Source organism: Alteraquisediminimonas sediminicola, assembly GCF_019740335.1.
GTDB classification, from domain to species: Bacteria; Pseudomonadota; Alphaproteobacteria; order Sphingomonadales; family Sphingomonadaceae; genus Alteraquisediminimonas; species Alteraquisediminimonas sediminicola.
On sequence record NZ_JAHXZS010000001.1, the window covers coordinates 621,108 to 634,435 of the forward strand.

15 protein-coding genes and 1 tRNA gene are annotated in these 13,328 nt (G+C 59.4%); 11 read left to right on the plus strand and 5 right to left on the minus strand.

What is annotated here, in order from left to right; translation table 11 throughout:
* Positions 1-15: 15 nt before the first annotated feature.
* A complete protein-coding gene (locus K6117_RS03075) occupies positions 16-585 on the minus strand; it encodes an NnrU family protein (RefSeq protein ID WP_221792262.1) in 570 nt (189 codons plus the stop codon).
* 113 nt (positions 586-698) lie between these two features.
* Between K6117_RS03075 and K6117_RS03080 the strand changes: the two genes are divergently transcribed.
* The 6 genes from K6117_RS03080 (at position 699) to K6117_RS03105 (ending at position 6,247) form a co-directional block, all read left to right on the plus strand.
* Complete coding sequence (locus K6117_RS03080; RefSeq protein WP_425514678.1) at positions 699-2,279, plus strand: lysine--tRNA ligase; 1,581 nt, start codon at positions 699-701, stop codon at positions 2,277-2,279.
* A gap of 28 nt (positions 2,280-2,307) precedes the next feature.
* Positions 2,308-3,318, plus strand: a complete 1,011-nt coding sequence (moaA, locus tag K6117_RS03085; protein ID WP_246604783.1) for a GTP 3',8-cyclase MoaA — start codon at positions 2,308-2,310, stop codon at positions 3,316-3,318.
* Complete coding sequence (locus K6117_RS03090; protein ID WP_221792861.1) at positions 3,318-4,097, plus strand: NAD kinase; 780 nt, start codon at positions 3,318-3,320, stop codon at positions 4,095-4,097. The genes moaA and K6117_RS03090 overlap by 1 nt, the downstream gene beginning before the upstream one ends.
* A gap of 96 nt (positions 4,098-4,193) precedes the next feature.
* A tRNA-Asn gene (locus tag K6117_RS03095) sits at positions 4,194-4,268 on the plus strand.
* A gap of 188 nt (positions 4,269-4,456) precedes the next feature.
* Entirely contained in the window at positions 4,457-5,125 is a 669-nt protein-coding gene (locus K6117_RS03100) for a nitroreductase (RefSeq protein ID WP_221792263.1), read from the plus strand.
* A gap of 75 nt (positions 5,126-5,200) precedes the next feature.
* Positions 5,201-6,247: a COX15/CtaA family protein gene (locus K6117_RS03105; RefSeq protein ID WP_221792264.1), complete on the plus strand. Its 1,047-nt coding sequence runs from the start codon at positions 5,201-5,203 to the stop codon at positions 6,245-6,247.
* Here the strand turns inward: K6117_RS03105 and K6117_RS03110 are convergent.
* The 3 genes from K6117_RS03110 to K6117_RS03120 are packed head-to-tail and all read right to left on the minus strand — an operon-like array spanning position 6,231 to position 7,397.
* Entirely contained in the window at positions 6,231-6,638 is a 408-nt protein-coding gene (locus tag K6117_RS03110) for a PaaI family thioesterase (RefSeq protein WP_221792265.1), read from the minus strand. The two genes, K6117_RS03105 and K6117_RS03110, sit on opposite strands and share 17 nt — an antisense overlap.
* On the minus strand, positions 6,635-7,120 hold the full coding sequence (locus K6117_RS03115) for a PaaI family thioesterase (RefSeq protein WP_221792266.1): 486 nt from the start codon (positions 7,118-7,120) through the stop codon (positions 6,635-6,637). The genes K6117_RS03110 and K6117_RS03115 overlap by 4 nt, the downstream gene beginning before the upstream one ends.
* A complete protein-coding gene (locus K6117_RS03120; protein WP_221792267.1) occupies positions 7,113-7,397 on the minus strand; it encodes a chorismate mutase in 285 nt (94 codons plus the stop codon). The genes K6117_RS03115 and K6117_RS03120 overlap by 8 nt, the downstream gene beginning before the upstream one ends.
* A gap of 111 nt (positions 7,398-7,508) precedes the next feature.
* Between K6117_RS03120 and K6117_RS03125 the strand changes: the two genes are divergently transcribed.
* Positions 7,509-8,552 carry a polyprenyl synthetase family protein gene (locus K6117_RS03125; RefSeq protein ID WP_221792268.1) on the plus strand — a complete coding sequence of 348 codons (1,044 nt, stop codon included), beginning with the start codon at positions 7,509-7,511 and terminating at the stop codon, positions 8,550-8,552.
* A 34-nt stretch (positions 8,553-8,586) separates the two neighbouring features.
* Here the strand turns inward: K6117_RS03125 and aptA are convergent, their stop codons facing one another.
* Positions 8,587-9,891, minus strand: a complete 1,305-nt coding sequence (gene aptA / locus K6117_RS03130; RefSeq protein WP_343211733.1) for an omega-aminotransferase AptA — start codon at positions 9,889-9,891, stop codon at positions 8,587-8,589.
* A gap of 139 nt (positions 9,892-10,030) precedes the next feature.
* Here aptA and K6117_RS03135 point away from each other — a divergent pair, with 139 nt between their 5' ends.
* The 4 genes from K6117_RS03135 (at position 10,031) to ribB (ending at position 13,328) form a co-directional block, all read left to right on the plus strand.
* Entirely contained in the window at positions 10,031-10,381 is a 351-nt protein-coding gene (locus K6117_RS03135; RefSeq protein WP_221792269.1) for a hypothetical protein, read from the plus strand.
* Between the two features lie 17 nt (positions 10,382-10,398).
* Complete coding sequence (ribD, locus tag K6117_RS03140; RefSeq protein WP_221792863.1) at positions 10,399-11,355, plus strand: bifunctional diaminohydroxyphosphoribosylaminopyrimidine deaminase/5-amino-6-(5-phosphoribosylamino)uracil reductase RibD; 957 nt, start codon at positions 10,399-10,401, stop codon at positions 11,353-11,355.
* A gap of 22 nt (positions 11,356-11,377) precedes the next feature.
* Complete coding sequence (locus K6117_RS03145; RefSeq protein ID WP_221792270.1) at positions 11,378-11,983, plus strand: riboflavin synthase; 606 nt, start codon at positions 11,378-11,380, stop codon at positions 11,981-11,983.
* A 73-nt stretch (positions 11,984-12,056) separates the two neighbouring features.
* Positions 12,057-13,328 carry a 3,4-dihydroxy-2-butanone-4-phosphate synthase gene (ribB, locus tag K6117_RS03150; RefSeq protein ID WP_221792271.1) on the plus strand — a complete coding sequence of 424 codons (1,272 nt, stop codon included), beginning with the start codon at positions 12,057-12,059 and terminating at the stop codon, positions 13,326-13,328.

Sequence of the window (13,328 nt, forward strand, 5' to 3'; positions counted from 1 at the left end):
AGGAATCGGCGGGGTTCACCCGTTTGGCAGTAACGGCACGCCCGTCAAATAGCCATGCCCCCAAACAAGCGCGACATAGACAATCAACGCGACAGTGACGCCCAAGATTTCCCGGCCAATGCCCGCCACCTTCACCGGCTTCACCCACGCCCCTTCGCGCTTGGAAATCGTGCCTATCGACACACACGCCCACAGGCCGATGCCGGCAAACAACACGACCGAACGACTATCGCCATTGGCCAGCAAATGCCCCACCGCCCAGATCACCGCACCGGTCAGCATCGGATGGCGCAGATATCGACGAATCCGCGAATGGTCCCGCCCGGCAAAGACCAACATGACCGATATGAACATCAACGCCATGTTGAGATGACGCCCCCAAAAGGGCGGATCATAGACCGAATGCGGCACGGCCGATTGCCAGCCGACCACCATCAGGCCCAAACCCGTCAGGATGAATAACGCGATCAACCCGCGCGATGCCAGCCCCATGCGTGCGTCCAATTCAGCCCGCAAACCCGGCGCGACCGACGCAATCAGATGGGCCATCGTCCAAATGATCACGCCTGCAAACAGTGTTTCCATTGCATCATCCCGCCGTCTGTCCTAGCGCTGCATCGCACCAATTACTGCTCTGTCTGCCCGACTGGACAGGCGGGGGCAAGCGGCAAGCGTCTATCATCAAGGGAATCTCAAGCGTGAGCGATATCAAAGAAGCGGCACTCAAATCAAAGGCATGGCCCTATGAAGAGGCGCGCCGGGTATTGAAACGCCTGCCCCACGGCAAGATCGGCCCGGATGGCAAGCCCGCGCCGGTCTTGTTCGAAACCGGCTATGGCCCGTCGGGACTGCCGCATATCGGCACGTTCAACGAAGTGCTGCGCACCACGATGGTCCGCCATGCGTTTGAGGAAATGTCCGGCCTGCCGACCAAGCTCATCGCGTTTAGCGACGACATGGACGGCCTGCGGAAAGTCCCGGACAATGTCCCCAATCAGGAATTGCTCCGCACCCATCTCGGCAAGCCATTGACCGCCATTCCCGATCCATTCGGCGAATATGACAGCTTTGCCGCGCATAATAATGCGATGCTGCGTCGTTTCCTCGATCAATTCGGCTTCGAATATGAATTCCGTTCATCGACCGAACAATATCGCGGCGGTGTATTCGATGAGGCGCTGCGCAATGTCCTGCGCCACAATCAGGACATTCTCGACATCATGCTGCCGACCCTGCGCGCCGAACGCGCGGCGACCTATTCGCCGACCCTGCCGATCTCGCCGACCAGCGGCGTGGTGTTGCAGGTGCCGATCGACGTGGTCGATGCCGATGCCGGGATCGTCCGTTTTGAAGATGACGGCAAGATGATCGAACATTGCATCCTGTCCGGCGGGGCCAAGCTCCAATGGAAGGTCGATTGGGCGATGCGCTGGGTCGCGCTTGGCGTCGATTATGAAATGTATGGCAAGGATCTGACGGATAGCGGCGTGCAATCGGGCAAGATCGCCCGCGTGCTCGGCGGCCACAAGCCGGAAGGCCTGATCTATGAAATGTTCCTCGACGAAAAGGGCGAGAAGATTTCCAAATCCAAGGGCAATGGCCTGTCGTTGGAAGAATGGCTGACCTATGGTTCGGAAGAAAGCCTCGCCTTTTACGCCTATCGCGAACCCAAAAGCGCAAAGCAATTGCACATTGGCGTGATCCCGCGCGCGGTCGATGAATATCTCCAGTTCCGGGGCAATTACCCGACACAGGATATTGATAAGCAGCTCGGCAACCCGGTTCACCATATCCACAATGGCAAGGTGCCGACCACGGTCTTGCCTGTAACCTATGGCCTGTTGCTCAACCTTGTCGGCGTGATGGGGGCGGATGCCACCAACGACCGCGTCTGGGCCTATCTCGCCAATTATGTCGCCGGCGCGACCAAGGACCAATATCCGGAGCTGGATGCGCTGATCGGCAACGCCCTTGCCTATAATCGCGACTTCATCGCTCCGACCCTGATCCGCCGCAAGCCTTCAGACAATGAAATCGCGGCCTTGCAAAAACTGGATGCGGAACTGGCGGGTCTTGCCCATGATGCCACGGCAGAGGATATTCAGAACATCGTCTATGCCATCGGCAAGGACTGCGGCTTCGAAAATTTGCGTGACTGGTTCAAAGCATTGTATGAAACATTGTTGGGATCAAGTGCCGGGCCGCGCATGGGCAGCTTCATCGCGCTCTACGGCATCGACAACAGCCGCCGCCTGATCGCGGAGGCACTCGCGCTGTAAATTTCACTGCTGCACCGCAGGAGGAACATTGACCGTCAATAACACCCCGCTGGTTGACCCCTTTGGCCGCCGAATCCGCTATTTGCGGCTTTCGGTGACCGACCGGTGCGACATGCGCTGTCGTTATTGCATGGCCGAAAGCATGACCTTCCTCCCGCGTGAGGCGGTGATGTCAATCGAAGAGGCGGGCCAGATTGCCGATGCCTTTATCGATCGCGGCGTGACCAAGATCAGGCTGACCGGCGGCGAGCCGTTGGTCCGCAAAGGCGTGGACCAACTCGCCGCCCATCTGGGTAAGAGATTGGGGCAAGGCGGCGGGCTGGAGGAATTGACCCTCACCACCAACGCCACCTATCTTGATCGCCACGCCGATGCGCTGGCGGCGGCGGGCATCGCCCGCATCAACGTCAGCCTCGATAGCCTCGATCCTGATCGCTTCCACCAGATCACAAGGCGCGGCGAGCTTGATCGCACGCTGGCGGGCATCCGCGCCGCGACGAATGCCGGGATCAAGATCAAGATCAACACGGTCGCGCTCAAAGGTCTGAACGAGGACGACATCCTGCCGCTGATGCGCTGGTGCGCGGGTGAAGGCCATGATCTGACCCTGATTGAAACCATGCCCTTGGGCCGGATCGACGAGGACCGGACAGACCGTTATCTGCCGCTGAACGAACTACGCGCGCGGATCGAACAGGAATACAGCCTTGCGTCCCTCAGTGACACGAGCGGTGGCCCGGCTCGTTATTGGCGGGTGGGCGAGCTTGGTTTGAAATTGGGCCTGATCACGCCGCTATCCAACAATTTCTGCGATGGCTGCAACCGCGTCCGCCTGTCGGCGACGGGCAGGCTCTATCTCTGCCTCGGCCATGACGACAAGGTCGATCTGCTATCCGCCTTGCGCAATGGTGGAGAAGCCGCCATGCATCAGGCGATGGACGATGCGTTGCGGCTGAAACCGCTGCGACATCAGTTCGAACAGGATATGGATGCGGGCGTGCCATCGGTGCAGCGCCATATGAATGTAACAGGCGGATGATCAATTATATGAAGATGGCATTGCTCGCCTCCCCCACGCCACAGGCAGAGGCCGCGCTCGAAGAACTGCATCGGAAATATGATTGGGTCGATATCGAGGATGCATCGTTGGTGATCGCCTTGGGCGGCGATGGCTTTATGTTGCAAGTGCTGCATGACATGCTGGCGCGGCAGCAGAATGTCCCGGTGTTCGGGATGAACCTTGGCACCTTCGGCTTTCTGATGAACGAATGGCGCAGTGATGATGATCTGCTGCAACGGCTCAATAAGGCCAAGCCGGTGACGGTTTCCCCCTTGGCGATGAAAGTCACGACCATCAGCGGCGAAAAATTCAGCTCGCCCGCGATTAACGAAGTGTCGCTGCTGCGCGAAACCCGCCAGACGGCCAAGCTCGAAATCACGGTCGGTGGCCGCGTCGTGTTGCCTGAACTGGTGTGCGATGGCGTGTTGGTCGCCACCCCTGCCGGTTCGACCGCGTATAATTTTTCGGCCCAAGGCCCGATCCTGCCACTCGACTCCGGGACATTGGCCCTCACCCCGATCAGCCCGTTTCGCCCCCGCCGCTGGCGCGGTGCCATCCTGCCCGACCGCGCCCATATCACCTTCCGGGTGCTGGACGCGGCCAAACGCCCGGTCAGCGCGGTCGCCGATCAACGCGAATATCGCGATGTCGAAACGGTGGAAGTCGCCATTGATCGGACAAATGCACTCACCCTTTTGTTCGACCCGGAACATGCGTTGGACGACCGAATTGCAATGGAACAATTCGCGATCGGATAAATTTTCGCCAAGGCCTTGCATGACGTTCGAATCCGCTGCTATAGGCCCGCCAACGATGACGAACTGAACGGTTCAACATCGCGCGGAAATGGTTATTCCCCGGTAGCTCAGCGGTAGAGCATCCGACTGTTAATCGGACGGCCGCCTGTTCGAATCAGGCCCGGGGAGCCATTTTCCAATCCTGTATCCACAGCAATTTGATATAAAGCGATCAGGCCTCAATCTTCATGAGGTCTGGCGCACGCATGTGCATGTCACTCACTTTGCCCGCCGCCAAAATAAGGCATGGCATTGGTTGAACCAAATAAATCGCATATCAGGCTGACACAGTGTCACGACACCATATGGGATCTGTCCACATGCGCATCAGCAAAGCCGTTGCCACACGCCGTTCCGTGCGTGCTTTTCTTGATAAGCAGGTCGATCCAGCACTTATTCGTCGCCTGATAGAACAGGCCGGGCGCGCACCTTCTGGTGGCAATCTGCAGCCATGGCATATCTATGTCGTAACCGGCGCACCGCTCGCTCAGCTCAAATCATTGATGGAAGAAAAAATTGCATCGAACCCGAAAGGCGAAGGCAGTGAATTTAACATCTACCCACCCGAACTAGAGGGGATTTATGCCGACCGCAGATACAAGATCGGGGAAGCGATGTACAATGGGCTTGCTATCGCGCGCGAAGATCGTGCTGGCCGGCGCATGTGGTTCAATCGCAACTATCGTTTCTTTGACGCCCCGGTAGGGCTATTCTGCTTTATTGAGCGCTATATGGGGCCACCGCAATGGTCGGACATGGGCATGTATCTGCAAACCCTGATGCTTTTGTTGCGCGAGGAAGGACTGGATAGCTGTGCGCAAGAATGCTGGGCCTTGTTCCACAACACCATCTCAACATTTGTGCAGGCCCCCGATCATCACATGCTCTTTTGCGGCATGGCAATCGGCTATCGCGATCCGGATCACGCCGCCAATAATTTCCCGTCGGAACGCGCCGCATTGGAAGAGTTTGCCACGTTTATCGGATAATCATTGCTCAGCCAAACCGGACAGATAACGGCGAATACTTGTCACCCGCGTGAAATCGGATCATAGCTGCGCGCCATGTCGCACAAAGAATTCTCCGGTAACCCCCGGCCCAACGCCATCGCCAATTGGCTGCTCGTCATGGCCCTCATGGTCTTTTTGATGGTCGTCGTCGGCGGGATTACCCGGCTGACGGAATCTGGCCTGTCGATGGTCCGCTGGGAACCGGTACGCGGCACGATCCCCCCGTTGAACGACGCACAATGGGCCACCGAGTTCCAATCCTATCAGACCAGCCCGCAATATCAGCTCGTCAATCGGCATATGTCGCTGGGCGAATTCAAGGCGATCTATTTCTGGGAATATCTCCACCGGCTGATCGGGCGGTTGATCGGGCTGGCGTTCGCATTGCCATTATTGTGGTTCTGGGTGAAAAAACAGATCCCGCGCGGCTATGGCCCGCGCCTCACCGCCTTATTGGCATTGGGCGGGCTGCAGGGCACGATTGGCTGGTGGATGGTCGCCTCTGGCCTTGTCAACAATCCGGCGGTCAGCCATCTGCGCCTCGCGACACATTTGCTGATGGCGCTGTTCATCATGGCCGGTCTGTTGTGGACGGCGCTTGATCTCCGGGCCTTGGCCAAAACCGGGATCAACCACCCGGCGCGAATGATCCGCGCGGCGGTGTTGGTGCTGGCGATGTTGGCGCTGCAACTTTGCTATGGCGCGTTTGTCGCGGGGCTAGATGCGGGCTTTGCCTTTGCGGAATGGCCGTTGATGGGCGGCAAGATATTCCCTGATGGCGTGCCGTTATTCACCTCTTTCTGGCAAAATGTGATCGACCAACCGGTCGTCGTCCAGTTCATCCATCGCTGGTATGCATGGGCCGTGGCGGGCGCGATCCTGTTCCTGTCGCAGCGCCTGCGCAAACGCGGCGAAATCGGCCTCGCTTATGGGTTGATCTTCATCGTACTGGCCCAGATCGGCCTTGGCATCGCCACCTTGTATAGCGGTGTCTTTATTCCGATTGCCGTCGGCCATCAGGCAATGGGCGCGTTGTTGCTGGCGATGGTGGTCGTCGCCGCCCATCGCCTTGGCTCGGGTCGGTTCAACGCATCAAACTGACCTGCCCCATCACCACGGGCTTTTGGGGGTCGTCCTGCCAGACGCGGACCGACACGACGATAATCCGCCCGCCAAGGCGCACGATTTCCGCCTTGGCATAGCAATTCTCGTGGGTAGCCCCGCGCAAATAGCTGATACTGAGGTTGATCGGACGGGCCAACCGCCCTTCGCGCGGTGCGGCGACAGTCTGGACCTTGTGGATCGCGACGCATTCCAGCATCCCCGCTAAGGCCCCGCCATGCACAAAACCGGGGCGGCCGCCAAGCGTGTCAGCGCGCGGCATGATCGCCAGCCACTCACCGTCTGCATCCTGCTCAAACCTTAAACCGAGCGTTGCTGCATAGGGCATATCAACCGTCTTTTGCCCATTCGGCATGCCCGTATTCTTCATACAGAACTCTTTTCATCCATATTGAAAAACGTGCCGACGCAATGCGCGATCGGATCTTCCGGGTCGCCGTCATGGGCGATGCCACGGACAAAGCTGACGGTGCGTTTCGCCGCATAGCATTCGCCCCGCGCCACGATCTTCGCGCCGGGCCGGGCCGGGCGCAGATAATCGATTCGCAAATCCAGCGTCGCATTGGGCGCAACTTTCTTGCGGCGCAGCCATGTGCTGGCGCTGGTCGCAAAATCGAGCAGCGTAATAATCGGGCCAGATGCAATCACCCCGGTCGCCGGGTCAGCAACCAGATCGGGCCGCTGGCACAGCCCCAATTCCACCCAATCTTCGCCATGACCGATATATTCAGTCCCGATGGCTAGGCCATGCCCATGGCCGAGAAGCCACCTGACAACCCGTTCGAAATCAGGATCGGTCGCGCCCAAAATCAGGTCGCGCTCCGTCTGACTCGCACGAATATCGTCAGCCATTTTCCCGTGCCCGCTCATGATGACGGATCACCTCATCAATCACAAAGCGCAGAAATTTCTCGGAAAAATCCGGATCGAGATTAGCAGCCTTGGCCAATCCGCGCAGCCGTTCAATCTGCGACGTCTCGCGACCGGGATCAGCCGGGGGCAATTGGTGTTCCGCTTTATAGCGTCCAACCGCCTTGGTGATCTTGAAGCGTTCAGCCAACATGAACACCAACGCCGCGTCGATGTTGTCAATACTTTCGCGATAGCCCGCCAGCACCTGATCATTCATAATGTCATCTATTCAAGGCCTCGCGCCCGTTTTGCAAGCCAGTTTTGCAGGCCGGAAAATTATGGACTTTTTCGCCTCGTCGGCGCATCGGGTCCGACAGCTTGCCGTGTGATGCGGCGTTCCGGGGAGCTTTCGACCGTCGTGACGAATAATGTCGTGCCAATCCATCGCAAGTCCGAACCGTCCCTTCAGCCCATTCTGGACTTGGTCGCGGGCGGGATGAATCAGGTCAATGCGGTCATCCTTGATCGGATGCAAAGCCGCATTCCGTTGATCCCGGAACTGGCAGGCCATTTGATTGCAGGCGGCGGCAAACGCCTGCGCCCGATGCTGACCTTGGCCTGTGCGAAGCTGCTCGAATATTCGGGCGACCGCCATTATAAATTAGCCGCCGCCGTGGAGTTCATCCACACTGCGACCTTGCTGCATGACGATGTCGTCGACGGTTCCGGCATGCGTCGGGGCAAACGCACCGCCAACATCATCTGGGGCAACCCCGCAAGCGTGCTGGTCGGCGATTTCCTGTTCAGCCGTTCCTTTGAATTGATGGTCGAGGATGGCTCGCTGCGCGTCCTGAAAATCCTCGCCAATGCGTCCGCCGTGATTGCCGAGGGCGAGGTCAATCAATTGACTGCCCAGCGCCAGATCGACACGAGCGAAGCCAAATATCTTGAGATTATCGGTGCTAAAACCGCTGCCCTGTTCTCCGCCGCCTGCCGCATTTCCGCCGTGGTCGCGGAACGTGATGAAAAGGTCGAAGACGCGCTCGATTCCTATGGCCGCTATCTCGGCATCGCGTTTCAATTGGTCGATGACGCGATTGACTATGTCTCGGACGAACAGACGATGGGCAAGGACACCGGCGACGATTTCCGCGACGGCAAGATCACCCTGCCGGTCATCCTTGCCTATGCCCGGGGCGACGATCAGGCCCGCGCATTCTGGAAAGACGCCATGGAAGGCCGCCGCGTCAGCGACGACGATCTGTTGCACGCCAAGCAATTGCTCCAGCAGACCGATGCCATTGCCGACACCCTCGCCAAAGCGCGCTTTTACGGCCAACAGGCCATCGACACCCTTGGTGCATTCCCGAATGGCCAAGCCAAGGCCGCATTGATCGAAGCCGTCGAATTCGCCGTCGCACGGGCGTTTTGAGATAAGCCTCAAACGCCAGCCGGCGCTTGAGGGACTATAACAAAGAGTCCAAACAACCCCCAAAGATCGACATCATCAGATCGATCTCCGCCTCTTCGATAATGAGCGGCGGCGACAGGGCGATGGTGTCGCCGGTCGCGCGGACCAATAGGCCTGCATTGAAGCACGCGACAAACAGATCATAGCCCCGCACCCCCGGGGCACCGTCGCGCGGCTGCAGTTCAATCCCCGCGACCAGACCGTAATTTCGCACATCCGCCACCAAGGGGTGATGATCGAACTGATGGACCGCCGCTTCCCATTTGGCGTGGAGCGTCGCGCCGCGAGAGAGCAGCCCTTCCCGTGCATAAATATCCAGCGTCGCCAGCCCCGCCGCACAGGCCACCGGATGGCCGGAATAGGTATAGCCATGCGCCAGTTCGATCGCGTTCACCGGTCCCTGCATCATCGCATCGTGAATCTCGCGGCTGCAAAACACCGCGCCCATCGGGATGCAGCCATTGGTCAACCCTTTGGCGGTCGTCACCATATCCGGCACCACGCCGAAGGCCTCGACCCCAAAAGGTGTCCCCAATCGCCCAAATCCGGTGATGACCTCATCGAAAATCAGCAAAATGCCATGACGCGTCGCAATTTCGCGCAGCCGATCAAGATACCCCTTGGGCGGCAGCAACACCCCCGTGGACCCGGCCATCGGCTCGACAATCACCGCCGCAATCGTCTCCGCCCCATGTAATTGCACCAGCCGTTCCAGATCGTCGGCCAGTTCCACCCCATGTTCGGGCTGGCCTTTGGTGAACGCATTGCGTGCCGGATCATGGGTGTGGCGGAGATGATCGACGCCGGGCAATTGCGCCGCGAACTGGCGACGATTGCCAACCAGCCCGCCAACCGAAATGCCGCCAAAGCCGACGCCATGATAGCCACGTTCGCGCCCGATGAACTTGGTCCGCGTCCCCTGCCCACAGGCGCGGTGATAGGCGAGCGCGATCTTGAGCGCGGTATCGACCGATTCCGACCCCGAATTGGTGAAAAAGATGCGATCCAGCCCCCCCGGCGCAATCGAGGTCAGCGCCTCGGCAAAGCGAAACGCAATCGGATGGCCCATTTGAAAGGTCGGCGCGAAATCCAATTCCCCCAATTGCCGCGCCACCGCCTCGGTAATTTCCGCGCGGCCATGGCCCGCATTCACACACCATAAGCCCGAGGTACCGTCCAGCACCTTGCGCCCGTCATCCGCCATATACCACATGCCCTTGGCCGAAGAGAGTAACCTTGGCGCGGCCTTGAATTGGCGGTTCGCGGTGAACGGCATCCAGAATTGGTCGAGGTGGATCACAAAGAGTTCCTTCGCGCAAAGAGGGAAAGCACCTGATATTTCGATGTTTAGCCTGTATTATTCGACCTGTCAGCCACCATCCAAAGGGTAAATATAATCGGCATTGGCAAATAACCTCGCCACGCGATAATAAGGCGCCATGCCCCTTCCCCGCCCCTCCACGCCGCGCGCGGCGTTTCGCGATCTTGCTGCGTTTTTTTCGACCAGCGGAAAACGCAATTATGCCTTGATTGTCTTGTCGCTGCTCATGCCCCTTCTCATGCTGGCCGCGGTGATGCATGATTTCCGCCGACCAGCCCAGACGGAAGAAGACCTGATGGTGTTCGGCGACATCCTGCCTGAAAATCCGGACAATCCGATGTACAAGGAATGGCAGGCCCGCAAGCTTGCCGATTTCAACCGCCGTCGCGATGCGCAGGCCGCTGCCGAAGCCGCCAAGCGCAAGAGCTTCCAAAAGCTCGCCGACGATCTGGGCATGAAAACCGAGTGAGCCTCGACGCCCGCTTGATGGCGGCAGCGCTGGCGCTCTCCACACGTGGACGGGCGCGCACCATGCCTAATCCCAATGTCGGGTGCGTGCTCGTGCGCGACGGCAAGGTCATCGGCAGGGGCTGGACCCAGGTCGGTGGCCGCCCCCATGCCGAGGCGATGGCACTCGAACAAGCCGGCGAACAGGCCAAGGGCGCGACCGCTTATGTCACGCTCGAACCCTGCGCTCATGAAAGCCCGCGCGGGCCATGTTGCACCGATCTGTTGATCGCCTCCGGGATCTGCCGGGTGGTCGCCGCCCTCACCGATCCCGACCCCCGCACCTCGGGTCAAGGCTTTGCCCGGTTGCGGGCGGCAGGCATCACCGTCGATATTTTGCACAGCGCTACTGCCGCCGCGCGCGATGTCCTTGCCGGATGGCTGATGCAGATCGAACACCAGCGCCCGTTCGTCACGCTCAAACTCGCGACCTCATTGGACGGCTGCATCGCGCGGGAAAATGGCGAAAGCCAGTGGATAACGGGCGAGACCGCGCGGCGGCATGTCCATCTGGAGCGCGCGCGCCATGATGCGATCTTGGTCGGACGCGGCACATTCGATGCAGATGCGCCCCGGCTCGATGTCCGACTGGAAGGGCTGGAAAACCGCGCCCCTAAACGCATCCTTCTCAGCCGCCAGCCTGCGCCAATGGGCTGGACCGGCATCACCTCGCCACAATCCATCACCGGCCTTCATGACGTCCAATATCTGATGGTCGAGGGCGGCGCAGAGACCGCCGCCGCGTTTTTAAAGGCAGGTCTGGTGGATCGGTTGCTCTTGTATCGCGCCCCGATTTTGATCGGTCGGGGCAAGGCCTGTCTCGGCGATATCGGCCTCAATTCACTGGCCGATGCCCATGGCCAATGGCGACAGATCGACAAGCGCACCCTTGGCATCGACACGCTCGACGTATACCAACGCGCCCAACAGCTTTGACGACATCAGATAAGGCGACATCATGTTCACAGGCATCATTTCCGACATCGGCACCATTCGCAAGGTCGAACAGCGTGGCGACCTGCGGGCTGAAATCGCCTGTGGCTATGAAATGGGCGGCGTGGATATTGGCGCCTCGATTGCCTGTTCCGGCGTCTGCCTGACGGTCGTGTCCAAGACCGCCGACAGCTTCACGATCGACATTTCCGCCGAATCCCTCTCGCGCACCGCGCCGGGCCTGTTTGTCGAGGGCAACCGCCTCAATCTCGAACGCGCGTTGAAGCTCGGCGATGAATTGGGCGGCCATATCGTCACCGGCCATGTCGATGGCGTGGGCGAGGTCATTGCTGTCGAACCCAAGGGCGATTCGCACAAGATCACGATCCGCGCCCCCAAATCGCTGGCCGCGTTCATCGCCCCCAAGGGGTCGATCACGCTCGACGGCATTTCGCTCACGGTCAATGACGTGATGGACGAAGCCGACGGCCATGCGCTGTTCACGATCAACATCATCCCGCACACATGGGAAATGACGACCTTTTCCAGCCTGACAATGGGGCGCAAGCTCAACATCGAAATCGATGTGTTGGCCCGTTACCTCCAACGGATGCAGTCCGTCCGGGGCTAATCATTGAGCGCTCCAAATAGGCCAATGTGACATTCTCGCTTGCCAATCACATTTCAATGTGATGATTGAGCACATGAGCAGCGAACTGATCCAACGACTCCGCAACCTTGTCGCCAAGGGTTCCATCTCCCGTTCGGGGCTGGCCCGCGCCGCAGGTCTTCACGCCAACACGCTCCGCGATCTTGATGCGCCGGACTGGAATCCGACTGCCGACACGCTGCGCAAGCTCGAAGCCTATCTCGACCTGCGTGAGGCGCGCCCTGCCCTTGTCCCGATTGAAGAAATCATCGAGGAAGCGCGCAACGGGCGCATGTTCATCCTCGTCGATGACGAAGACCGCGAAAATGAGGGCGACCTCATCATCCCGGCGCAAATGGCGACCCCGAATGCGATCAACTTCATGGCGATGCATGGCCGCGGGCTGATCTGCCTGACGATGACCAAATCCCGCTGTGAATATCTCGGCCTTGAATTGATGAGCCGCCAAAATGGCACCCGTCATGAAACCGCCTTCACCGTCTCGATCGAGGCGCGCGAAGGTGTCACCACCGGCATTTCTGCGGGCGACCGCGCGCGGACCATCGGTGTGGCGATCGACGGCAGCAAAGGCCCGGAAGATATCGTCACTCCCGGCCATGTCTTTCCGCTGATCGCCCGCGATGGCGGTGTACTGGTCCGTGCGGGCCATACCGAAGCCGCGGTCGATGTGTCGCGCCTTGCCGGTCTCAACCCATCGGGCGTGATCTGCGAGATCATGAAGGACGATGGCACGATGGCGCGGTTCGACGATTGTGTCGCCTTCGCCCAGAAACATGGCCTGAAAATGGGCACGATTCGCGATCTCATCGCCTATCGCCGCCAATATGATCATCTCGTCGAACTGGTGTCGGAAGGCGCGTTCGTCTCGGATTATGGCGGCGACTGGACCGCCAAGACCTTCCGCAACAAGATCGACGGCTCGCTCAACATCGTCCTGCAAAAAGGCCGGGTTGTCCCCGATCAGCCGACCCTGTGCCGCGTCCATTCTATCTCGATCTTTTCCGATCTGCTCGGCCAGCCGGGCGCAAGGAAGCGCATCCTGCAACGCTCGATGGCTGAAATCGGGCGCGAGGGCGCGGGCGTCATCGTCCTGCTCTCGCCCAATGATCCAGATCGTCTGGTCGCGGAAATCGCGGGTGAAGCTGGCGAAGCGATGGATCTGCGGACCTATGGCATCGGCGCGCAAATTCTCGCCGAACTCGGCGTGCATGAAATGATCCTGCTGACGAATTCCAGCCGCCATATCGTCGCGCTGGAAGGTTATGGCATCAATATCGTCGGCGAACGGCCGATCCCGGAGGCTTGA

Bases quoted from the DNA above. Each gene is read 5' to 3' on its own strand.
- K6117_RS03075 (WP_221792262.1), bottom strand. From the start codon at position 585: ATGGAAACACTGTTTGCAGGCGTGATCATTTGGACGATGGCCCATCTG.
- K6117_RS03110 (WP_221792265.1), bottom strand. From the start codon at position 6,638: ATGAAGAATACGGGCATGCCGAATGGGCAAAAGACGGTTGATATGCCC.
- ribB (WP_221792271.1), top strand. From the start codon at position 12,057: ATGAGCAGCGAACTGATCCAACGACTCCGCAACCTTGTCGCCAAGGGT.
- K6117_RS03100 (WP_221792263.1), top strand. From the start codon at position 4,457: ATGCGCATCAGCAAAGCCGTTGCCACACGCCGTTCCGTGCGTGCTTTT.
- K6117_RS03125 (WP_221792268.1), top strand. From the start codon at position 7,509: ATGCGGCGTTCCGGGGAGCTTTCGACCGTCGTGACGAATAATGTCGTG.
- ribD (WP_221792863.1), top strand. From the start codon at position 10,399: ATGGCGGCAGCGCTGGCGCTCTCCACACGTGGACGGGCGCGCACCATG.
- K6117_RS03135 (WP_221792269.1), top strand. From the start codon at position 10,031: ATGCCCCTTCCCCGCCCCTCCACGCCGCGCGCGGCGTTTCGCGATCTT.
- K6117_RS03145 (WP_221792270.1), top strand. From the start codon at position 11,378: ATGTTCACAGGCATCATTTCCGACATCGGCACCATTCGCAAGGTCGAA.
- K6117_RS03115 (WP_221792266.1), bottom strand. From the start codon at position 7,120: ATGGCTGACGATATTCGTGCGAGTCAGACGGAGCGCGACCTGATTTTG.
- K6117_RS03120 (WP_221792267.1), bottom strand. From the start codon at position 7,397: ATGAATGATCAGGTGCTGGCGGGCTATCGCGAAAGTATTGACAACATC.
- K6117_RS03105 (WP_221792264.1), top strand. From the start codon at position 5,201: ATGTCGCACAAAGAATTCTCCGGTAACCCCCGGCCCAACGCCATCGCC.